The sequence below is a fragment of the Pseudomonas sp. genome, from assembly GCF_048269965.1.
Taxonomy (GTDB): Bacteria; Pseudomonadota; Gammaproteobacteria; order Pseudomonadales; family Pseudomonadaceae; genus Aquipseudomonas.
On sequence record NZ_JBLWTV010000016.1, the window covers coordinates 53,277 to 74,448 of the forward strand.

Annotated in this window: 12 protein-coding genes; 5 read left to right on the plus strand and 7 right to left on the minus strand. The window is 64.7% G+C overall.

Translation table 11 applies throughout. The features are described 5' to 3' along the window. Positions 1–64: 64 nt before the first annotated feature. Together ACN0X6_RS17840 and pap are read right to left on the minus strand one after the other, a co-directional pair. On the minus strand, positions 65–1,252 hold the full coding sequence (locus tag ACN0X6_RS17840; protein ID WP_417705973.1) for a thiolase family protein: 1,188 nt from the start codon (positions 1,250–1,252) through the stop codon (positions 65–67). Positions 1,253–1,483: 231 nt separating this feature from the next. Then, positions 1,484–2,971, minus strand: a complete 1,488-nt coding sequence (gene pap / locus ACN0X6_RS17845) for a polyphosphate:AMP phosphotransferase (protein WP_417705975.1) — start codon at positions 2,969–2,971, stop codon at positions 1,484–1,486. 135 nt (positions 2,972–3,106) lie between these two features. Here pap and mnmC point away from each other — a divergent pair, with 135 nt between their 5' ends. Further along, positions 3,107–5,068: a bifunctional tRNA (5-methylaminomethyl-2-thiouridine)(34)-methyltransferase MnmD/FAD-dependent 5-carboxymethylaminomethyl-2-thiouridine(34) oxidoreductase MnmC gene (mnmC, locus tag ACN0X6_RS17850; protein WP_417705977.1), complete on the plus strand. Its 1,962-nt coding sequence runs from the start codon at positions 3,107–3,109 to the stop codon at positions 5,066–5,068. Positions 5,069–5,140: 72 nt separating this feature from the next. Here mnmC and ACN0X6_RS17855 read toward each other — a convergent pair whose 3' ends face one another. After that, entirely contained in the window at positions 5,141–6,034 is an 894-nt protein-coding gene (locus tag ACN0X6_RS17855) for a DMT family transporter (RefSeq protein ID WP_417705979.1), read from the minus strand. 149 nt (positions 6,035–6,183) lie between these two features. Between ACN0X6_RS17855 and ACN0X6_RS17860 the strand changes: the two genes are divergently transcribed. Further along, the gene (locus ACN0X6_RS17860; RefSeq protein ID WP_417705980.1) at positions 6,184–8,073 is read left to right on the plus strand and encodes a UvrD-helicase domain-containing protein; all 1,890 of its coding nucleotides are present in this window, start codon (positions 6,184–6,186) and stop codon (positions 8,071–8,073) included. 426 nt (positions 8,074–8,499) lie between these two features. Beyond that, positions 8,500–9,687 carry a diguanylate cyclase domain-containing protein gene (locus ACN0X6_RS17865; protein ID WP_417705982.1) on the plus strand — a complete coding sequence of 396 codons (1,188 nt, stop codon included), beginning with the start codon at positions 8,500–8,502 and terminating at the stop codon, positions 9,685–9,687. A 191-nt stretch (positions 9,688–9,878) separates the two neighbouring features. Here the strand turns inward: ACN0X6_RS17865 and ACN0X6_RS17870 are convergent, their stop codons facing one another. The 4 genes from ACN0X6_RS17870 to bglX all read right to left on the minus strand — a co-directional run bounded on the left by ACN0X6_RS17870 (position 9,879) and on the right by bglX (position 17,226). After that, on the minus strand, positions 9,879–10,412 hold the full coding sequence (locus ACN0X6_RS17870) for a cytochrome b (RefSeq protein ID WP_417705984.1): 534 nt from the start codon (positions 10,410–10,412) through the stop codon (positions 9,879–9,881). A 191-nt stretch (positions 10,413–10,603) separates the two neighbouring features. Further along, positions 10,604–13,144, minus strand: a complete 2,541-nt coding sequence (gene mdoH, locus ACN0X6_RS17875; RefSeq protein ID WP_417705986.1) for a glucans biosynthesis glucosyltransferase MdoH — start codon at positions 13,142–13,144, stop codon at positions 10,604–10,606. Further along, the gene (locus ACN0X6_RS17880; protein WP_417706079.1) at positions 13,137–14,672 is read right to left on the minus strand and encodes a glucan biosynthesis protein G; all 1,536 of its coding nucleotides are present in this window, start codon (positions 14,670–14,672) and stop codon (positions 13,137–13,139) included. Before ACN0X6_RS17880 ends, mdoH begins: the two co-directional genes overlap by 8 nt. 259 nt (positions 14,673–14,931) lie before the next feature. After that, the gene (gene bglX, locus ACN0X6_RS17885) at positions 14,932–17,226 is read right to left on the minus strand and encodes a beta-glucosidase BglX (RefSeq protein WP_417705988.1); all 2,295 of its coding nucleotides are present in this window, start codon (positions 17,224–17,226) and stop codon (positions 14,932–14,934) included. Between the two features lie 217 nt (positions 17,227–17,443). Here bglX and ACN0X6_RS17890 point away from each other — a divergent pair, with 217 nt between their 5' ends. Both ACN0X6_RS17890 and ACN0X6_RS17895 read left to right on the plus strand, forming a co-directional pair. Continuing rightward, the gene (locus ACN0X6_RS17890) at positions 17,444–18,316 is read left to right on the plus strand and encodes a helix-turn-helix domain-containing protein (RefSeq protein WP_417705989.1); all 873 of its coding nucleotides are present in this window, start codon (positions 17,444–17,446) and stop codon (positions 18,314–18,316) included. 145 nt (positions 18,317–18,461) lie between these two features. After that, entirely contained in the window at positions 18,462–21,092 is a 2,631-nt protein-coding gene (locus tag ACN0X6_RS17895) for a DEAD/DEAH box helicase (protein ID WP_417705991.1), read from the plus strand. The last annotated feature ends 80 nt before the right edge of the window (positions 21,093–21,172 follow it).

Consider the following 21,172-nt stretch of genomic DNA (forward strand, 5'->3'; position numbering starts at 1 on the left):
CGTGCGCAGCGTGGTTCGCTCATGCGATGCGTATTGCCGGTGGTGCGCGCGGCGCACCCTACGATTAGCCGCGATACGCCTCGAACAACCCGCTGGCGCCCATGCCACCGCCCACGCACATGGTGACGATGCCGTAGCGCAGCTCGCGTCGCTGGAGCTCGCGTACCAGATGCCCGACCTGGCGCGAGCCGGTCATGCCGAAGGGATGGCCAATGGAAATGGAGCCACCATTGACGTTGTATTTCTCGTTGTCGATCTCGAGCGTGTCGCGGCAGTAAAGGCACTGCGAGGCGAAAGCTTCGTTGAGCTCCCACAGGTCGATGTCGGCCACGCTCAGGCCCTTGGCCTTGAGCAGCTTGGGCACCGAGAACAGCGGGCCGATGCCCATCTCGTCCGGCTCGCAACCGGCAACGGTGAAGCCGCGGAAATAGGCTTTTGGCTTGAGACCCAGCTCCAGCGCTTTTTCCAGGCTCATCACCAGGGTCATTGAAGCGCCGTCGGACAGTTGCGAGGCGTTGCCGGCCGTCACACTGCCAGCCGGGTCGAACGCCGGTTGCAGCTTGGCCAGGGATTGCAGGGTGGTGTCCGGGCGGTTGCAATCATCGGCCTCGACCACGCCATCGACGATCTTCTTCTCGCCAGTGGTCTTGTCTTCGACCAGATACTGCACCGTCATCGGCACGATTTCGTCAGCGAACAGGCCTTCGGTCTGAGCCCGCGCGGTGCGCTGCTGGCTCTGCAGGGCGTAGGCGTCCTGGGCTTCGCGGGTGATGCCGTAGCGCTTGGCGACGATCTCGGCGGTCTTGCCCATGGGGTAGTAGATGCCAGGGTTGTCCTGTTGCAGCAGCGGGTTGAACAGGTTGTCCATGTTCATGCTTTTCAGGGTCATGGTGATGGACTCGACGCCGCCGGCGACGATGATCTCGCTGCAGCCGGACGCCACCTGGTTGGCGGCGATGGCGATAGCCTGCAGGCCCGAGGAGCAGAAGCGGTTGAGGGTCATGCCCGCCACCGGATTGCCCAGACGCGAGAGCACGGCGACATTGCGGCCGATGTTCATGCCTTGCGCACCCTCGTTGGAACCGGCACCGACGATGCAGTCATCGACCCGTTTCGGGTCGATGCCGTTGCGCACCAGCAGCGCATCGACGCAATGGGCGGCCATGTCGTCCGGCCGGGTCATGTTGAACTTGCCGCGGAAGGACTTGGCCAGGCCGGTCCGGACGCTGTCGACGATCACCACTTCACGCATGACGCACCTCGTTGTTATTGGATGGCGAATGGCGTGAAGATAAATCCAGCCGATCCCAGGATGCGACCATCATTGATCTGGCGTATACGGGGCGATGCGGGGACGTAGCCCGGATGCAATCCGGGGACATCGGGAGCGGCACAAAAGCATCGCGGCTGAAGCCGCTCCCACAGTGCAGTGAATACCGTAGGAGCGGCTGGGCGGCATTCCGCTTTAGCCGCGATTAACGCTTCAATCCCTGGCGAACGCCGCCTCGATGGCCTCGTTGATGGTGCGCAGCACCTTGACCCGGGCGAAGCGCTTGTCGTTGGCCTCGATCAGGGTCCAGGGCGCGATCTCGGTGCTGGTGCGGTCGACCATGTCGCCCACCGCATCGCCGTAGTCGTCCCACTTGTCGCGGTTGCGCCAATCCTCTTCGGTGATCTTGAAGCGCTTGAACGGGATCTGCTCGCGTTCCTTGAAGCGCTGCAGCTGCGTCTGCTGGTCGATGGACAGCCAGAACTTCACCAGAATCACGCCGGCATTGGTCAGTTGCTCCTCGAAGTCGTTGATCTCACCGTAGGCGCGCAGCCAGTCGGCCTGGCTGCAGAAGCCCTCGACCCGCTCCACCAGCACGCGGCCATACCAGCTGCGGTCGAAGATAGTGAACTTGCCGCGCGCCGGAATGTGTCGCCAGAAGCGCCACAGGTAGGGCTGGGCACGTTCTTCCTCGGTCGGCGCCGCGACCGGCACGATGCGGTACTGACGCGGATCGAGCGCACCGGTCACGCGGCGGATGGCGCCGCCCTTGCCGGCAGCATCGTTGCCCTCGAATGCCGCGATCAGGGCGTGCTTGCGCATGCGCTTGTCACGCATCAGGCCGGACAGACGCGCCTGCTCGGTGGCCAGCTGCTCCTTGTAGTCGTCCTTGCCCAGTGCCTGGGTCATGTCCAGGCTGCCCAGCAAACCGCGATTGTCCAGACTGGAAACCAGCGGCGCGGCATGCGGTTGCAACTGGCTGCGCTGCGGATTGGCCAACGCCGCCTGCAAGCCTTCGAGCAGAATGCGCCCGACGGTGAGGCTGCGGTAATAGTGATCGACGCCCTCGACCACGTACCAGGGCGCATAGTCGCGGCTGGTGCGGCGCAGCACACGCTCGCCATAGCGCACGAACTTGTCGTAGGTCTTCGATTGCTGCCAGTCCAGCGGGCTGATGCGCCAGCTGTGCAGCGGGTCGTCCTTGAGCGCTTCGAGGCGCGACTTCATGTGCTTCTTGGACAGGTGAAACCAGAACTTGAAGATCAGCGCACCCTCGTCGCAGAGCATGCGTTCCAGGCGCTCGGCACCGTCGATGGCCTGGTCCAGCACCGCATCCTTGAACTTGCCGTGTACCCGCCCCTGCAACATCTGGCTGTACCAGTTGCCGAAGAACACGCCCATGCGCCCCTTGGGCGGCAACTGCCGCCAGTAGCGCCAGGCCGGCGGCCGCGCCAGCTCTTCGTCGGTCTGTATGTCGAAGGTGCTGACCTGGATCAGCCGCGGGTCCATCCACTCGTTGAGCAGTTTCACCGTCTCGCCCTTGCCGGCGCCCTCGATGCCGTTGATCAGCACGATCACCGGAAACCGCGCCTGCTGCTTGAGCTCGTACTGCGCTTCCAGCAGCGCCTCGCGCAGTGCCGGCTCTTCGGCCTCGAACACGGTTTTATCAATGCTGCGGCCGATTTCGGCGGATTCGAACATGCGGCAACCTCCCTGGAAACGATCCTCACAGAGTAACGGATGAAGCCCGCTTTTGCCTGCAGCCGCGGCGCCTTGTCCCAGCGCCGGGGTAGCCGAGCACGGTAGAATCGCAACACGATCCAGCGGACCCCTGCCATGCCAGACACCCATCACGCCCAGCTCGACTGGGACGAGCGCGGCCAGCCTCTGTCGCGCAGCTACGGCGACGTCTATTTCTCCCAGGAAAACGGCCTGGAAGAGACGCGCTACGTGTTCCTCGCCAACAACGACCTGACGACGCGCTTCGCCGCTCTCGCCGACGGCCAATGCCTGAACATCGGCGAGACCGGTTTCGGCACCGGGCTGAATTTTCTCTGCGCCTGGCAGTTGTTCGAGCAACAGGCGCCCGCCGGCGCCCGCCTGCACTTCGTCAGCGTGGAGAAGTACCCGCTGCGTCACGACGACCTGCAGCGCGCCCTGGCCCTGTGGCCGGAGCTGGCGCCGTTCAGCACCGAACTGCTGACGCAATACCGCGCCATTCACCCCGGATTCCAGCGCCTGCTGTTGGCCGGTGGTCGGGTGGTGCTGACCCTGTTGATCGGCGACGCGAGGGAACAATTACCGCAGTTGGATGCGCGCATCGACGCCTGGTTTCTCGACGGTTTCAACCCCGCGAAAAACCCTGAGATGTGGACGCCCGAACTGTTCGCCGAACTGGCCCGACTGTCTGCGGCAAACGCGACCCTGGGCACCTTCAGCAGCGCTGGCGTGGTGCGCCGGGCGCTGAACGAGGCCGGTTTCAAAATGCGCCGAGTGCCCGGCCTGGGCAAGAAATGGGAGGTGCTCAGGGGCCACTTCATCGGCCACCCGCAAGGCGAGGGCAAACCCTGGTTCGCCCGCCCCGCCCTCCCCGCGCAGGCAAAACACGCGGTGGTGATCGGCGCCGGTCTGGCCGGCTGCGCCACGGCCGCCAGCCTGGCCGCGCGCGGCTGGCGAGTGAGCCTGCTGGAGCGCCACGCGGCGGTTGCCTGCGAGGCCTCGGGCAACCCGCAGGGCGTGCTCTACCTCAAGCTCTCGGCCCATGGCACCGCGCTGTCGCAGTTGATCGTCGCCGGCTTCGCTCATACTCGCCGGCTGCTCGAACGCCTGCAGCGCGGTGCGGACTGGGACGCCTGCGGCGTGCTGCAACTGGCCTTCGATGACAAGGAAACCGCGCGCCAGGCCAAGCTGGCCGACGCCTTCCCTGCCGACCTGCTGCACACCGTGGCGCGCGAGCAGGCCGAAGCGCTGGCCGGCATCGGCCTGCCGGCTGGCGGTCTGTTCTACCCCGACGCCGGCTGGGTGCATCCACCGGCGCTGTGCCGGCAACTGGTGCAACACCCATCGATCGAACTGCGCCCCTATCACGAGGCGCTGAGCCTGTACCGGCAGGATGATCGCTGGCGCGTCGAAGGGTCGAGCGGCACGCTGGTCGAAGCCCCGGTGCTGGTACTGGCCTGCGCTGCCGAGATCGGCCGCCTGTTGCCGGCGGCGAACCTGCCGCTCAAGCGCATCCGTGGGCAGATCAGCCGCCTGCCGGCCAGTGACGCGAGCGGTGCGCTGCGCACCGTGGTCTGCGCCGAGGGCTATGTCGCGCCGCCGCGCGAAGGCGAACACACCCTGGGCGCCAGTTTCGACTTCCACAGCGACGACCTCACGCCCAGCGCGGCCGAGCACGCCGGTAATCTGCAACTGCTGCGGGACATTTCCACGGATCTCGCCGAACGCCTGGATGCACAGACGCTCGACCCGGCGACGCTGCAGGGCCGCGCCGCGTTCCGCTGCACCAGCCCGGACTACCTGCCGATCGTCGGGCCGCTGGCCGATGCCGAAGCCTTCGCCGAGGCCTATGCGGTACTGGCCAAGGACGCCCGCCAGGTACCGGACGCACCCTGCCCCTGGCTGCACGGCCTGTACATCAACAGCGGCCACGGCTCACGCGGGCTGATCAGCGCCCCGCTGTCGGGCGAACTGATCGCCGCCTGGCTGGAGAACGAACCCCTGCCGCTGCCACGTGAGGTGGCCGAGGCCTGCCACCCCAACCGCTTCATGCTGCGCAAGCTGATTCGCGGGAGCTGATCGACGGGCGCGCGGCGCACCCTGCCGTGTAGCCGCGTAGGGTGCGCCATGCGCATCGAACTAACCCGGCAATCAAACCCTGGCCTCCGAGAGCACCGGCTTGGGCTTACGAAACACCAGCACATTGCCCAACATCACCAGCCCCAGGCCGAACAGCGCCGGAGCCGTCCACTGGTAGCCCTCGGCGAACACCGAGATGTTCAGTGCCACCACCGGGAACAATACGGTGCAGTACGCCGCGCGCTCCGGCCCCATGCGCCCGACCAGGGTCAGGTAGGCCGTGAAGCCGATCACCGAGCCGGGAATCGCCAGGTACAACAACGAGCCGACGTAGCGCGCGTTCCACTCGAAGGCGAACGGCGTGCCGCTGACCAGACAGATCCCCACCAGCATCAGCGCGCCATAAAGCATGCCCCAGGCGTTGGTGGTCAGCGGCTTGAGGCCCGCCTTCTGCTGCAGACTGGAAAGCATGTTGCCGGCCGAGAAGAACAGCGTGCCGCACAGCGCCAGGCCAATACCCAGCAGGCTTTCACGACTGGCCTCATGCCCGGCCAACTCCGGCCAGAATAGCAAGCCCAGACCGGCCAGCCCCAGCGCACCGCCGAACAACACATTGGGCGCGATGCGCTGTTTGAAGAACAACCGCGCATTGATCGCGTTCCACAGGGTGGCCGTGGAGAAGATCACCGCGATCAGGCCGCTGGGTATCCACTGGCTGGCGGTGTAGAAGCACAGGAAGTTGAGGCAGAACAGGCACAGCCCCTGCACCAGGCAGATGCCCTGGCCACGGCGATCCAGCGGCTGCAGGCGGCCGCTGAACCAGAGTATGGCGAACAACACCGCCGAAGCCAGGGCAAAGCGATAAGCGATGGAAGCGGCGACAGCCACCTCGCCCATCTGCAATTTGATGGCGATCCAGGTCGTGCCCCAGATCAGTACGGTAAGCAGGTATAGCGACAGATTCATCGTAGGTTCTCCAAGACTGACTACAGTCTGGAACCGGAGAACTCCAGGCGCTTGCACAAAGTTGCGCATTTATCAAAGCGCCATCGTTGCCTGCCATCGCGTCACAGGGCTTATCATTCCGGCTTTGCCAGCCAGGTCATCCTCAGCACATGCTTTCTGCCGTCGCGCGCTACAAACACTTGCTGTCCAGCGCCCTCGCCCGTTACTTCCCTCACACCACCGCCTACCTGCGCGCCGAGCGCGAAGCCGCGCAGCCCCGCAAACCTGCACGCAAGCAAGGCAAGAAGAAATCCACCGGCAACAAGAAAGCCGCCAGCAGCAAAGCTGGCAGCGGTAAACCCGGCCCTGCCGGCATCTACCCCGGCACCCGGCTGAAGGTCGAAGACGCTCAGGTACAGGCGATGCGCGAACGCGTGGCGCAGGCGGTGAACGCCAGGCTGATCGGCGCACCGTCAGACGAACAATGGGCGATGATCCTCTGCCGTGCGCCGCTGGCACGCATCTTCGCCGGCGCCGGCTCGGGCAAGTCGAGCACCCTGGTACTGCGCGTGGTGTTCCTGCTCTGCCACCTGGAGGTCGACCCCAAGCGCCTGACGGTGATTTCCTTCACCAACGCCTCCTGCAGCGAGTTGCGCGAGCGCCTGCAACGCCTGCTCGACTTCTGGCGCTACCCGCACGATGCACGCCAGTGCGTGCGTACCTTCCATGCGGCCATGGCCACGCTGGCCAAGGAGAACCTGGGTAACCCGCGCTGGTTCGAGCAACTGGACGACCCCAGCGACGAGCCGGACAACCCACTTGCCGGCGCCCGTCTGCGCCCCGCGCAGCAGCGCCTGCTCAGGCAGGCCTACCAGAATGCCTACGCCGAGGACGCGCGCTTTCGCACCCTGACCCATCGTCTGCTCGGATTACCCGCCCCCGAGGAGCCGCCAAAGGGCAAAGCCAAGGCGCCGCTGGATGCCTGCAAGCTGGCCGGCGAGTTCGCCGCCCAGCCACTGTTCGAGCTGCTGCACGGGCAGATCGATTTCGCCGAGAGCCTGGGGATTCGTCTCGACCGTCTGGACGTGAAAACCCTGGACTGCGGCGCACGCGAGCGCGATGTCATCGAGGCCATGCAGCGCTTGCACCAGCACTTCAACACCCTGCTGAAGCATCAGGGGCTGATCAGTTTCAACGGTGCATTCGCGCACCTGAGCGAGCGCCTGCAAGGCGCTGACGACGGCAAACCCGGCCCGGCCCTGCTCGCCCTGAGCCACCTGCTGATCGACGAATTCCAGGACATCTCGCCACAGATCGTGCTGTGGTTGCAGGCCGTGCATCGCCGGCTGCACCGCGCAGGCGAGCGTATCAGCCTGATGGCCATCGGCGACGACTGGCAATCGATCTACGGCTGGCGCGGCAGTTCGCCGGAGCTGTTCATCGACTTCGACCGGCACTTCCCCAGCCGGGGTCGCAGCAAGAGCACCACGCTGCTGCTGGGCACCAACTACCGCAGCATCGAGCCGGTGATCCGCGACGGCGAGAAAGTGCTGGCCGAGGTGCAGAACAAGCAGACCAAGACCTGCGTTGCGGCCAAGGCGATGCAACCCGGCGACCATGGCGTCAGGCTGATCCAGCGCTTCGACCTGGTCAGCGGCCTGCCGGCGCTGCTCAAGGAAATCACCGCGCAGTGCCAGCACGTCAGCCAGCGCGCCAACGCGGATCGCACCGCCGTGCTGCTGCTCAGCCGGCGCAACGAGCCGCTGCAACAGGTGCGCGCGCAGCTCGACAAACACCTTCCGGTGAAAACCATGACCATCCACCGCGCCAAGGGTCTGCAGGCCGAGGTAGCGATCATCCTCGACGACTGCCTGCCGGTGGAGAAGCACCCGCTGCGCAACGCGCTCTACGCCCACTGCGGCTTCTTCGCCGGCAGCTACGACCAGGCCATGCAGGACGAAGCCCGTCGCCTGGCCTACGTGGCCATCACCCGAGGTGTGAGCCGTGTGCTGTGGTACACGCGCAAGGCGCAGGGGCCAACGCAGTGCCTGGTCGGCTAAATCGCCCGGCGACATAGAGACTGGCTGACTCCGACGTCATGACGCCCGCCAGGCACCTTTGCCTGGGAGCCGCGCCCCGGGGCGCGGCCTTTCAGGTCGCCCAGCTTCGCGACAGGGCGCCGCTCCTGCCCGCTCGGGGTATTGAGCGAGTGGCCTGTCAAGCGCTGGCGCTTTCCGGCAGGCAACAAAAAACCCGCCGAAGCGGGTTTCTTCCCAACCACCGACATCCTGTCGGTCGCCAATCCTGGCCTGGTCATCGTCCTTGATCCTCAGCGGTCCATTGCTGCAGGGGATGTGTGTAGACTACTGATCAAGCCTCAGTAGCAATAGCAGCGGTTGGCGTCAGAGCGTGTAAGACATTGACTACAGCGTTACTGATCGACGATCCCACCGGGCACTTTATGCTCAGTGAAACAAGGAGTCGTCATGCATTCTGTCCCGCAAGCTCTCCGTGCACTCCCGGAAAACCGCTACGCCGAACAGTTGCGCCGCGGTTTTCGTTTCTTGCGTTTCAGCCAGCCGCTGGAACAGGAATATCACCAGTACATCAGCAAGGTGCAGGCACGCTATCAGAAAATCGCCGTGCTCCTCGGGCTGGGCGTATGGATGATCTTCACCCTTGTCGACCTGCTGCGCCTGGATCTGTGGCAACGCTTCCCCGACTATCCAGCAGAGCTCTGGGCACTGCTGCTGGTGCGCTGGTCGATCATCCTCACCCTCCTCCTGCTCACCCTGCTGCTGTTCAACGGCAGCCGCAGGCATTACGGCCCGCTGGTGATCACCGTCACTCTGCTGAGTCTGGTGCTGGGTACCACGCTGACCATCATTTTCTACCAGAGGCTCAACGTGCCCATCTCCAACAGCGTGCTGCTGCTGATGGCCATCACGCTGTTCTTTCCCCTCGGCCTGTCGTTTCGCAGCAATCTGCTGCTGGCAACGGCCAGCCTGCCACTGGTCGTGGCGCCCGGCCTTTGGCTGTTGGGGCAGACGCAACAGGTCGATTACCTGCGCCTGTGCTTCATCTTCAGCCTGGCCCTGCTGATCTGTGCCATGGGGGCCTATGTCAGAGATCACACTCAGCGCGAGCAGTTTCTGCTGCTGCAACTGTTGGACTGGCAAGCCAATCACGATCCACTGACCGCCCTGAACAACCGTCGTAGCTTCACTCAACATCTGGACCTTGCCCTGCGCCAGGGCAAACGCGAGTCGGCCAAGGTCGCGCTGCTGATGCTCGACATCGACCACTTCAAGCGTTTCAACGATCACTACGGGCATCAAGCCGGCGACGATGCTCTGCGTCAGGTGGGCCGAGTGCTGCAGGGCTTCGCTCGTCGCCCCATGGACATGGCAGTACGCCTGGGCGGGGAAGAGTTCGCCCTGCTGCTGTATGGCTGCGATGCTGGGCAGCTGCAAACACTCGGAGAAGCGCTGCGTAGCGGTTTGGCCGCACTGAACATTGCCCATGCGGCCTCACCGACGGCCAACCACCTCACCGTCAGCATGGGCGCACGCCTGGCCAAGGATGGAGAAAGCAGCGAAGAGCTGTATCGCCGAGTAGACAGCCTGCTCTATCAGGCCAAGCAGGCCGGCCGAAATCACCTGACCCTGGGCTGAGCTGTCACGGGCAAGAAAAAACCCACCGAAGCGGGTTCCGGACATCCTGTCGTCAGCCAGTCCTGGCCGGGTCGGTTAGCCGATGCTCAGCGATCCGTCGCTGCAGAAGGATGTGTGCAGACTCATGATCAGGTCGGCCTCGCCAAAGGGGTGCCCACCGTCACTGCGTGCAAGACGGTTGCCATTGGCAGTCAGCGCCCGATCATCCGCGCCAGCACATCCTCACCGCCCTGGCGGCGGTGAACGAACGCCATGGCCACGTGGCCGATGACCATGAACAGCAGCAGCCAGCCGAGGTTGCCGTGCAGCAGGCTGGCGGGGGCGATCATCCACTCGATCTTGGCGTCGCTGAAGCCGGGCATGATGGTCATGCCGAAGGCCACGAACTCGCGGCCCGAGCCGTACTGGCGCAGCAGCGCGACAAAGGGAATCACGAACAGCAGACCATACAACGCCAGATGGCCGAAACGTGCCAGTGCACTGACTGGCGCCGGCCGGCGGCGGCTGTTGTACAGCGCCCAGAGCAGGCGAATCACCACCAGCACCATGAGCAACAGCCCGGTCGCCTTGTGCGTACCCCAGAGGAATTTATCCAGCGCGCTATCTTCCATCAGGGCATGCGCCAATACGGTCGAGAATTGCCACCCCAGCACAACGGCCATCCCCCAGTGCAGCCAGCGTGTAACCGCACCATAGCGCTGCGCGGAATCATGCAGATTCGACATCCTGGTTCCTCTCCAATGTCATGTACGAAAACGGTGTTCGGGCCAGGCGGCAGAATGCTCCATCCGAGGCAAAGACCCGACCCAGTCGCAATGGTGCCGCGCAGCAGAGCGTTGATGCGCCTACAGATGTTAGCGGGTATGTCAGCAATGCATCACGCCACGCCCCCGGCAGCCGGGGGCGTGGCGGATGATCAGGCGTCGCGCAGGGCTTCGCGCCAGGCGTGGTATTGCGGCTCCTGCCAGATGCGCGCATGCAGGCGCGCCATGCCGTCAGGGTCGTTGAGCAGACGCCAGCGGGTCGCCTCGACCTTGCCCTCAGGCCCGGCGCTGAGGATCTCATCGATACGCTCGTCGCGCAGCGCTTCGGCGGCAGGCACCACCTTGGCGTGGCGAGCACGGGCCATGGCGCAGACCAGGGCGTTGTACAGCGGATCGACCACTGCACGCAGGAAGCCCTTGCGCAGCGCCCGCGCGCTGTTCAGTTGCTCGTACTCGGAGGTGTTGCTCAGCTCCACCGGTACCTTGTGCTCTTCCGGGATCAGGAACAGCTTGCTGCGCCGCGCCGCCAACCCCGGTGCCGTGCGGCTGGTCAGCACCGACACCACGGGCGACAGCACCAAAGAGACCACGATAGGCGCCAGCCACCAGAGGAAGTCAGGGTTGAGCCAGGCCACCAATGCGGTCCAGCCGATACCGATCAGCACCTGGGTACCGTGACGACGGAAAGCCTCGCTCCAGGGCGTCGAATCATCCACACGCTGCGGCGAGTTCCACTGCACCGACCACCCGAGGAAGGCCGCGGTGACGAACAGGCTGTGGAACAACATGCGCACCGGCGCCAGCAACACCGAGCAGGAGGCTTCCAGCAGCATCGACAACAGCACCCGCGTGCGACCACCGTAGGCTTCAGCGCCCTTGATCCAGATCAGCAGCACGCTGAGCAGCTTGGGCAGGAACAGCAAGGTCATGGTGGCGGAGAACAGAGCGATAGCCTCGTGCGGTTGCCAGCGCGGCCACAGGGGGTAGAGCTGGTTGGGCTGCAGGAAGTACTCCGGCACCATCAGCGTATGAATCGCCAGCAGGCAGGTCGAGAGCAGCAGGAACAGCAACCACAGCGGTGCCGAAAGATAGGACATGACACCGGTGAGGAACACCACGCGATGCACGGCGTGCATGCCGCGCACCAGGAACAGGCGGAAGTTCATCAGGTTGCCATGGCACCAGCGGCGGTCACGCTTGAGCTCGTCGAGCAGGTTCGGCGGCAACTCTTCATAGCTGCCCGGCAGGTCGTAGGCGATCCATACGCCCCAACCGGCGCGGCGCATCAGCGCGGCTTCGACGAAATCGTGGGAGAGGATCGCGCCGGCAAAAGAACCGGTGCCCGGCAGTGGTGCCAGGGCGCAGTGCTCGATGAAGGGTTTGACCCGAATGATCGCGTTATGCCCCCAATAGTGCGACTCACCCAGCTGCCAGAAGTTGAGGCCAGCCGTGAACAATGGCCCGTAGACACTGGTGGCGAACTGTTGCAGCCGCGCATAGAGGGTGTCCATGCCGGACGCCTTGGGCGCGGTCTGGATGATGCCTGCACCCGGGTTGGCTTCCATCAGCCGCACCAGGCGGGTCAGGCATTCGCCGCTCATCACGCTGTCGGCGTCGAGCACCACCATGTAGCGGTAGTTGCTGCCCCAGCGCCGGCAGAAGTCGTCGATGTTGCCGCTCTTGCGCTTCACCCGGCGCCGACGGCGGCGGTAGAAGATATGACCGAAGCCTTCCACCTCACGGCACAGGTCCATCCAGGCCTGTTGCTCGGCCACGCAGATGTCCGGGTCGTTGCTGTCGCTGAGCACGAAGAAGTCGAAATGCTCGAGTTGCCCGGTGGCCTTGAGCGACTCGAAGGTCGCGCGCAGGCCGGCGAACACGCGCGGCACGTGCTCGTTGGCAATCGGCATGACCAGCGCGGTACGTGCCCGCGGCGAAATCGGCTCATCACCGCAGCTGCTGGCGGAGATGCTGTAGCGGTCACGCCCCTTGAGCAGCTGGAAGAAGCCCATCAGCGCGGTCCAGAAGCCCATCGACACCCAGCAGAACAGCAGGGCGAACAGTGCCAGGATACTGGTCTGCACCACGTAAGGCAGGATCTGCCGCGCCGACTCCTGCCAGGGCTGCTCGAACACCAGGCCCAGGTCGACCAGCGACCAGCCCTGATAGGGCAGCACCGACTTCATGTACCAGGTGGCGACCACCGTCTGCACGAGCATCAGCACCAGCAGCGCCGCACGGCGCACGGCCGCGACGTGGCGCCAGCGCTCTTCGGCGAAGTCTTCGCTCTCACGCGTGCGCGGCCGCGGCGCGGGTTTCTCGCCCTTCAGACGACGCCAGCCGCGATCCAGGATATTGGTCTGCCAGGGTTCCGGCACCATGCGTGTGCGCTTGATCGGCGGCGTCGAATCGATGGTGGGCCGGCCCTGGTGATCCTGCACGATGCGGCAGCCGCGCTCGAGCGCGTCCGGCCAGCCCAGCGACAGACGAGCCGGCACCGACTCGAGCATCTCGCGGGTTTCTTCCAGGGGCTCGGCAACCGCGAGATCGTCCTCGTGCAGGGCACGGTGCAAGGTGGCGAGATCCCCGCCCTCCTCTTCTAGGCGATGAGCCAAAGCCTCCTGCTGCTCAGGATCGAGCGGCAGTTCCTCCAGATACTCCTGGATTTGCGTAGGGTCTAGAGTGTTATTCATGGGCAGGCAGCTGATAGCTCCAGGTTTCCGACAAGGGCTTGCCGTCCTCGACCAGGGCAGCACGCATTTCCACCGGCTGTACCGGGTCCTTGACCTTGATGCGCAGCGTCAGGCGCCAGCCTTTGCTGACCGGGTTGTAACGCAGGCTGTCCTCCAGCAATTCGGCGTTGCCATCGACGCTGACCTGAACGGTCGGCGCTGCATCAGGCGAGCGCTTGGCCAGCTCTTCACCAACGAAGTCGACCATCAGCGCAGTGCTGCCATCGGCCTGACGGATCAGGTTGGCCTGTTTGATATCGCCCTCGGACAGACGGGTCTGGCTGACCATGGCCAGTTGCGGGTCGTGCAGCTTGGCGTCATCCCGGCTGAAGTGTAGGCGATAGGCCACATCCAGCGACTCACCCGGGGCCGGCAGCTTCTCCGGGCGCCACAGGGCGACGATGTTGTCGTTGGTTTCGTCCGGCGTGGGGATCTCCACCAGTTCGATATGACCTGTACCCCAATCGCCGACGGTTTCCACCCAGCCGCTCGGACGCAGCTCGTAGCGGTCGTCGAGATCCTGGTACTGGCTGAAGTCGCGACCACGCTGCATCAGGCCGAAGCCACGCGGGTTGTCGATACGATAGCTGCTGACGTTGAGGCGCTGCGGGTTGTTCAGCGGACGCCAGATCCACTCGCCATTGCCCGCATGAATGGCCAGACCGTCGGAGTCATGCAACTGCGGACGGTAGTTCGGGCGCGGCCAGGGCTGGTTGGCACCGAACAGGTACATGCTGGTCAGCGGCGCGATGCCGAGTTTCTCGACGTTCTCACGCAGGTAGACCTTCGATTGCACATCGAGCACGCTGTCGCGGCCCGGTTTGATTTCCATGCGGTAAGCACCGGTGGCCCGCGGCGAATCGAGCAGCGCGTAGATCACCAGGCTACGGCGGTCCGGTTGCGGCTTCTCGATCCAGAACTCGCTGAAGCGCGGGAATTCCTCGCCGGACGGCAGCGCGGTGTCGATGGCCAGACCACGGGCGGACAGGCCGAACACCTGGCCCTTGCCGACGATACGGAAGTAGCTGGCGCCGAGCACGCTCATCACTTCGTCGTGACGCCCCTTGTCGTTCAGCTCGTGGATCACCTTGAAACCGGCGAAACCCAGATCCTTCAGGTCATCCGGGTTCAGGTTGAGGTCGGCGAAGTCGAACATCGACGGGTCGTACTTGATCTCCTGGGTGCCGCTGGCGGTCACTTCGTTGATCTTCACCGGCACGTCGAAGTGCATGCCCTGGTGGAAGAAGTACAGCCGGAACGGTGTCTTGCCGTCCGCCCAGTGCGCCTTTTCCTCGAGGAAGCGAACTTTCTGATAGCCGGCGAACGGCAGCTCACGCAGCGAAGCCGGCAGCCGGCTTTGCGGTGCGCTGTAGCTCTCGGCCGCGAGAGCCTTGGCCTTGACCGCCACATCGTCCAGATCGAAGGCCCAACTCTGGGCAGCGAACAGCAGAGGGAGCACACAAAGGGCCAGCTTGCCGGCCTTGCCCATACGGGCTCCAGAACAACGACTCATCGACACACAGCCTCCAGGGCAACACGTACTGACAGGCAGCGGCAAGCCCACGGGCTGCCGCTGCAGGGAGTTGAAAACGGGCGAAAGGTATAAAGCAACGCGAGCACGATGCAGACAGCCAACCGAACGGCGACGTCTCCGCATGCGCGGATTCTTTCTGCGCATTATTACCAGATAGTGAAGTCCGGCACAGGTGCTCGCGCGAGTATATTTTTCGCCTCCTTGGGCCACGCCATCATTGGCGTGGCAACAGTTCGAAACGCGCCTCCTGCACGCTCTCCGAATCCAGCCCCAACTGAACACGGAAGGCACCTGGCTCGCTGACATGCTGCAGGCTCGCGTTGTAGAAACGCAGCATGCTTTCGTCGATCTCGAAACTCAGCTCGCGCGCCTCACCTGCCTCAAGCTTGACCCTGCGAAAATCCTTGAGTTCCTTCACCGGACGGATCACCGAAGCGGCCTCGTCGTGCAGGTACAGCTGCACCACGGTCGCGCCAGCCCTGGGCCCGGCGTTCTTCAGCGTGACGCTGACGCGAATTTTCTCGCCCGGCATCATGCGCTCGGCAGACAGTTTAGGCGCCGACAGCTGGAAGTCGCTGTAGCTCAAACCGTAACCAAAGGGATAGAGCGGGCCGTTGGGCTCCTCGAAATATTGCGAGGTGTAGTTGCCCGGCGTACCGGGTGTGTACGGACGCCCCAGGCGCAGATGGTTGTAGTAGGTGGGAATCTGCCCGACCGAACGCGGGAAGGTGATCGGCAGCTTGCCGGAAGGGTTGTGCTCACCGAACAGCACGTCGGCGATGGCATGGCCGCCCTCGATGCCGCTGTACCAGGTTTCCAGTATCGCATCGGCGTTTTCCTTCTCCCAGCCGAGCGCCAGCGGCCGGCCGTTCATCAGCACCAGCACCAATGGCTTGCCGGTGGCCTTGAGTGCGCGCAGCAGCGCCTGCTGACTGTCCGGCAGGTCCAGGCGAGTGCGGCTGGACGACTCATGGGACATGCCGCGCGCCTCCCCTACGGCCGCGACGATGACGTCGGCCTGCGCGGCGACACGCACGGCCTCTTCGAGCATTGCCTGTGGCGTGCGTTTGTCCAGCGCCACCTCGGGACGGTCCCAGTTGAGCTGGTTGAGGTAATTGATCACATGGGCATCGTCGGTGACGTTGGCGCCCACGGCGTAGAGCAGCGTGCCCCGGCCGTTGAGCGCCGCCTCCATGCCCTTGCGCAGCGTGACGGCCTGCTCGGCCACGCCGACCGCCGACCAGCTGCCGAGCATGTCCACCGGCGAATCGGCCAGCGGGCCGATCAGCGCGACGGTGGTCTGCTTGCTCAGCGGCAGGGTGTCTCCATGGTTTTCCAGCAATACCAGGGAGTCGCGTGCCATGACCCGTGCATCGGCGCGGTGCAGGCGGCTTTCGGCATTGACGTCGGCGGGGTCGTCCTCGGCGCGGCCGATACGGCGGAACGGATCGTGGAACAGGCCAAGGTCGTACTTGGTGTTCAGCACATGGGTGACGGCTTCATCCAGCACGCTCTGCGCTACCGCGCCGCTGCGCAGCAAAGCCGGCAGCTCCTGATCGTAGAGCGTGTCGGCCATGCTCATGCCGACGCCCGCCGTGACCGCCAGTTTTGCAGCCTCGCGACCATCGGCCGCCACACCATGGCGCAGCAGTTCGGTGATGGCGCCGTGGTCGCTCAGCGCCACGCCCTTGAAGCCCCAGTCGCGACGCAGCAGATCACGCAGCAGCCAGGTGTTGGCCGAAGCCGGCACGCCATTGATCGCGTTCAGCGCCACCATCACTCCGCCGGCGCCGGCATCGATGGCAGCGCGATAAGGCGGCAGATAGTCCTGGTACATGCGCATCGGGCTCATGTCGACCACGTTGTAGTCGCGCCCACCCTCCACGGCGCCGTACAGGGCGAAGTGCTTGACGCTGGCCATGATGCGCTGCGGGTCGCTGGGATGCTCGCCCTGATAGCCACGCACCATGGCTGCGGCGATGCGCGAAACCAGATACGGGTCTTCGCCGAAACCTTCGGAAGTGCGGCCCCAACGCGGATCGCGGGAAATGTCCACGGTCGGCGCGAAGGTCATGTCCAGGCCGTCGGCGCTGGCCTCGAAGGCCGCGACCCGGGCACTGTTCTCGATGGCCGCAATGTCCCAGCTCGAAGCCAACCCCAGCCCAATCGGGAACGTCGTGCGATGGCCATGGATGACGTCATAGGCGAAGAACACCGGGATACCCAGACGGCTGCGCAGCGCCGCCTCCTGCATCGGGCGGTTCTCCGGACGCACCACCGAGTTGAAGGTGGCGCCGATACGCCCTGCGGCCATCTCCTCACGGATGCGCTCACGCGGCATGTCGCCGCCAATGCTGATCAGGCGCAGCTGGCCAACCTTTTCCTCGAGGGTCATGCGACCTACCAGATCGGCGATGAAGGCCGACTTGTCATCGATCGAAGGCGCGGCAGCCAGCAGGTTGGGGACGATCAGGGCAGAGGCGAGCGCGAAGTGGTGCAGGTATTTCATCGAGAGCGGCATCCGGGATGCGAATCATTGTTTGAATGGCCGCCACGATACTCCGAGTCCTCGTGCCGCGCCGCCGGTCGGCGCAAAAAAACTCAAGCACCATTCACAGGCGTTCCAGCTATTACGACCCCAGACTTTCACAAACTTGCGCATTTTTTTCGTCGACACTGGTTTTGCATGTCGGCAGGCGTAGCATGGCCGCATTCGGGAGGAAATGATGGCGCAATTCGAACACCTGCAGGTATTCCAGAGCATGAGCCGCTCGCCCAACGCCAGGCTGCACGCCATGGCCGAACTGGGCAACGGCATGGGCGTGGCACGCTGGAGCAACGCCCATGATGCGCGTGACTACCTGGCCCCCAGCCATCACACGCTGTCGTGCTACCTCAGTGGCGGCACTGGCACCTTTCGCCGCGAGCAGCCCGGCAACAAGGGCGCCCCAGACAAACTGTGCATCCTGCCGGCCGAGCATCAGTCGGCCTGGATCATCAACGGCGAGATTCAGCTTGCCCATCTTTATATAGAGCAGGAGCAGTTCGCCCTCGGCGCGGTCGCCCTGCTCGATCGCGAACCGCGCAGCCTGCAACTGGAAGAAGCGACCTTTCTCGAGGACGCCGAACAATCCGCACGCTTTCGTCAACTGTGCACCCTCGACTGGCAGGAGCCGGGCGAACGCCTGCTGGCCAGCAGCCTGGCGCACCAGTTGCTCGACCATGCGCTGCTCAATCAGGTCGGCCTGCGCCAGGGCCTGCGCCTGAAGGGTGGCCTGGCACCGCTGCAACGCAGGCGTGTGCGCGAGTTCATCGAGCAGCATCTGGAGACGCCACTGCCGCTGAGCCAGCTGGCGGCGCTTTGTGCCCTCTCGGAATACCACTTCGCGCGCATGTTCCAGAGCAGCTTCGGCCTGTCGCCTCATCGCTACGTGCTGGCCCGGCGCCTGGCGCGTGCCTGCCAGATGCTGCGTCAGCCAGGTCCCGCTCTGAGCGAGGTGGCGTTGGCCTGCGGCTTCGCCAGCGCCAGCCATTTCAGCAACCGTTTTCGCCAGGCACTGGGCGCCACACCGGGGCAGTACCGCGCGGCATTCCAGTAACTGCGCTGACGAGTTCCACCCGCCCTACCGTCGGCAATCTGCTGGCAACGCCTGCTAATCCCTGCGCGGCTATGCGAAAATCTGCGGCTTTGCATTGCCACGGCCCAGTCATGCGCCCATCACTGTTCCCCATGGGGCTTCGTTGATGCCTCTGGATATCCATCAGTTACGCCAGGAAGACTGGCGTTCCGAGTTCGGCGCGGGCGACCTGCGCCGCGGCATTGCCTACGCCGAAGAAAAGCGCAGCAAACTGCTCAGCCTCAAGGACCATAGCCTGCTCGCCAATTGCCGGGGCTCAGGTGGGCAGACCTATCAGCAGCGCATCACCCTGCACCCCTACGGGCGCAAGTGGAGCGTGACCGGCCACTGCAATTGCCCGGTCGGTTTCAACTGCAAGCACGTGGTCGCCGCCTTGCTCACCCTGGAAGACCAGCAACGTGCCGGCTGCGATCTCTCGGACATCATCGTGCTGAACAAGGAGCTGGCGGAAACGCGCCTCGAAGGCGTCATCCCCACCGCCATCCTCAGCCTTGGCAGCCAGGTGCGCGTGCACTTCGACGCACGCAAGGGACGCATGCATGAACAGACCCAGCACCGTGCGGCGCTGGCCTTCGACTACGCCGGACACAGGGTTTTCGGCAAGCCGGCCAAGGATCTGGTCAAACGCCTGGACGAGCAAACCAACCTGCGCCTGATCCGCGACGGCGGCGCCGAAGCCAGCCTGCGCAGACGCCTGGAAAGCTTCGGTCTGCAGGTCGCCCTGCGCCAGAGCGAAGCGCTGCCCGCCGAAGCTGGCGAGCCGTTCGAGCTGGAGCGCGAGCGCGACTGGCTGGATTTCGTCCAGCAGCAACTGCCGCAACTGCGTGCCGAGGGCTGGCAGATCCACATGCGCCCAGATTTCCAGTACAACCTCGCCGAGGTCGACGACTGGTACGCCGAGGTCGAGGAAGATCCGCAGCAGAACTGGTTCGATCTGGAGCTGGGCATCGAAGTCGAAGGCCAGCGCCTGAGTCTGCTGCCGATCCTGCTCCAGGCCATTCGCCGCACGCCCTGGCTGCTGGCGCCCGAAGCGCTGGCCCAGCGCGCCGACGAGGATCGCCTGCTGGTCAGCCTGCCGCAGGGCGGCAAACGCATCGCCCTGCCCTTTGCCCGCCTGAAACCGCTGCTGGCCACGCTCGGCGAGCTGTATTTCCGCGACCCCGGCGACGATCACCTGCCGCTGCGCCTCGGGCGCGCCGACGCCGCACGCCTGGCCGAATTGGCTCAGGGACCCGAACTCAGCTGGCAGGGCGGCGATGAATTGCGCGGCTTCGCCGAGCGCCTGCAGAACCTGGCGGTGCGCGAGATTGCGCCACCCGGGGATTTGCAGGCCGAACTGCGCACCTATCAGGTGCAGGGCCTGAACTGGATGCAGACCCTGGCCGAACTGCGCGTCGGAGGCGTGCTGGCTGACGACATGGGCCTGGGCAAGACCCTGCAGACCCTGGCGCATATCCTGTGCGAGAAACAGGCCGGGCGCCTGAAGCACCCAGCGCTGATCGTCATGCCCACCAGCCTGATTCCCAACTGGCAGGACGAGGCGGCGCGCTTCACCCCGCAGTTGCGCGTGCTGGCCCTGCATGGCAACAAGCGCAAGGCGCTGTTCGAGGAGATCGCCGAGCACGATCTGATCCTCACCACCTACGCCCTGCTGCCACGCGACCTCAAGGCGCTGAACCAGCAGCGTTACCGCCTGCTGATCCTCGACGAAGCGCAGAACATCAAGAACCCGCGCAGCAAGGCGGCCACCGCAGCGGCTCAGGTGCAGGCCGACCTGCGCCTGTGCCTGACCGGCACGCCGCTGGAAAACCACCTGGGCGAACTCTGGTCACTGTTCCATTTCCTCATGCCCGGCTGGCTCGGCGACGCCAAGGCCTTCACCCGTGACTACCGCACGCCCATCGAGAAACGTGGCGACGCCCAGCGCCTGAACCATCTGAATGGGCGCATCCGCCCCTTCCTGCTGCGCCGCACCAAGGAACAGGTGGCCAGCGAACTGCCGCCGAAGACCGAGATCACCCAATGGGTCGAGATGACCCAGTTGCAGCGCGACCGCTACGAGACGCTGCGCCTGGCCATGGACCAGAAGGTGCGTGACGAAATCGCCCGCCAGGGTCTGGCCCGCAGCCATATCGTCATCCTCGAAGCCCTGCTGCGCCTGCGCCAGAGCTGCTGCGACCTGCGCCTGCTCGGTGAGGCCGGCAGCGAACTGACGGCCGCCGACTCGGGCAAACTCAGCGCCCTGCTGGACATGCTCGTGGAGTTGGTCGACGAAGGTCGTCGCGTGCTGCTGTTTTCCCAGTTCACCTCGATGCTGGCGCTGATCGAAGCAGAACTGCAGACACGCAAGATCGCCTACGCCAAGCTGACCGGCAGCACCCAGGACCGGCGCACACCGGTCGCGCGCTTCCAGGCCGGGGAGTTTCCGGTGTTCCTGATCAGCCTCAAGGCCGGTGGCAGCGGCCTCAACCTGACCGCCGCCGACACCGTGATCCACTTCGATCCCTGGTGGAACCCGGCCGCCGAAGCCCAGGCCAGCGACCGCGCCTACCGCATCGGCCAGGACAAGCCGGTATTCGTCTACAGGCTGATCGCCCGTGGCAGCGTCGAAGAGAAAATCCAGCAACTGCAGCAGACCAAGGCCAACCTGGCCAAAGGCGTGCTGGACGGTGGCAGCCAGGGTCAGTGGCGACTGGATGAAGACGATCTGGCAGCGCTGTTCGCGCCGCTCGACTGACGCCAGGCCTCGTAGGGTGGATCACGCTTCATCGATCCACCATCACGCCGACAGTGGTGGATGAAAACAGCGTCATCCCC

What these genes read in the sequence shown, in the direction of transcription:
- ACN0X6_RS17840 (WP_417705973.1), bottom strand. Translation starts at nt 1,252, where the DNA reads ATGCGTGAAGTGGTGATCGTCGACAGCGTCCGGACCGGCCTGGCCAAG.
- pap (WP_417705975.1), bottom strand. Translation starts at nt 2,971, where the DNA reads ATGTTCGAATCCGCCGAAATCGGCCGCAGCATTGATAAAACCGTGTTC.
- mnmC (WP_417705977.1), top strand. Translation starts at nt 3,107, where the DNA reads ATGCCAGACACCCATCACGCCCAGCTCGACTGGGACGAGCGCGGCCAG.
- ACN0X6_RS17855 (WP_417705979.1), bottom strand. Translation starts at nt 6,034, where the DNA reads ATGAATCTGTCGCTATACCTGCTTACCGTACTGATCTGGGGCACGACC.
- ACN0X6_RS17860 (WP_417705980.1), top strand. Translation starts at nt 6,184, where the DNA reads ATGCTTTCTGCCGTCGCGCGCTACAAACACTTGCTGTCCAGCGCCCTC.
- ACN0X6_RS17865 (WP_417705982.1), top strand. Translation starts at nt 8,500, where the DNA reads ATGCATTCTGTCCCGCAAGCTCTCCGTGCACTCCCGGAAAACCGCTAC.
- ACN0X6_RS17870 (WP_417705984.1), bottom strand. Translation starts at nt 10,412, where the DNA reads ATGTCGAATCTGCATGATTCCGCGCAGCGCTATGGTGCGGTTACACGC.
- mdoH (WP_417705986.1), bottom strand. Translation starts at nt 13,144, where the DNA reads ATGAATAACACTCTAGACCCTACGCAAATCCAGGAGTATCTGGAGGAA.
- ACN0X6_RS17880 (WP_417706079.1), bottom strand. Translation starts at nt 14,672, where the DNA reads ATGGGCAAGGCCGGCAAGCTGGCCCTTTGTGTGCTCCCTCTGCTGTTC.
- bglX (WP_417705988.1), bottom strand. Translation starts at nt 17,226, where the DNA reads ATGAAATACCTGCACCACTTCGCGCTCGCCTCTGCCCTGATCGTCCCC.
- ACN0X6_RS17890 (WP_417705989.1), top strand. Translation starts at nt 17,444, where the DNA reads ATGGCGCAATTCGAACACCTGCAGGTATTCCAGAGCATGAGCCGCTCG.
- ACN0X6_RS17895 (WP_417705991.1), top strand. Translation starts at nt 18,462, where the DNA reads ATGCCTCTGGATATCCATCAGTTACGCCAGGAAGACTGGCGTTCCGAG.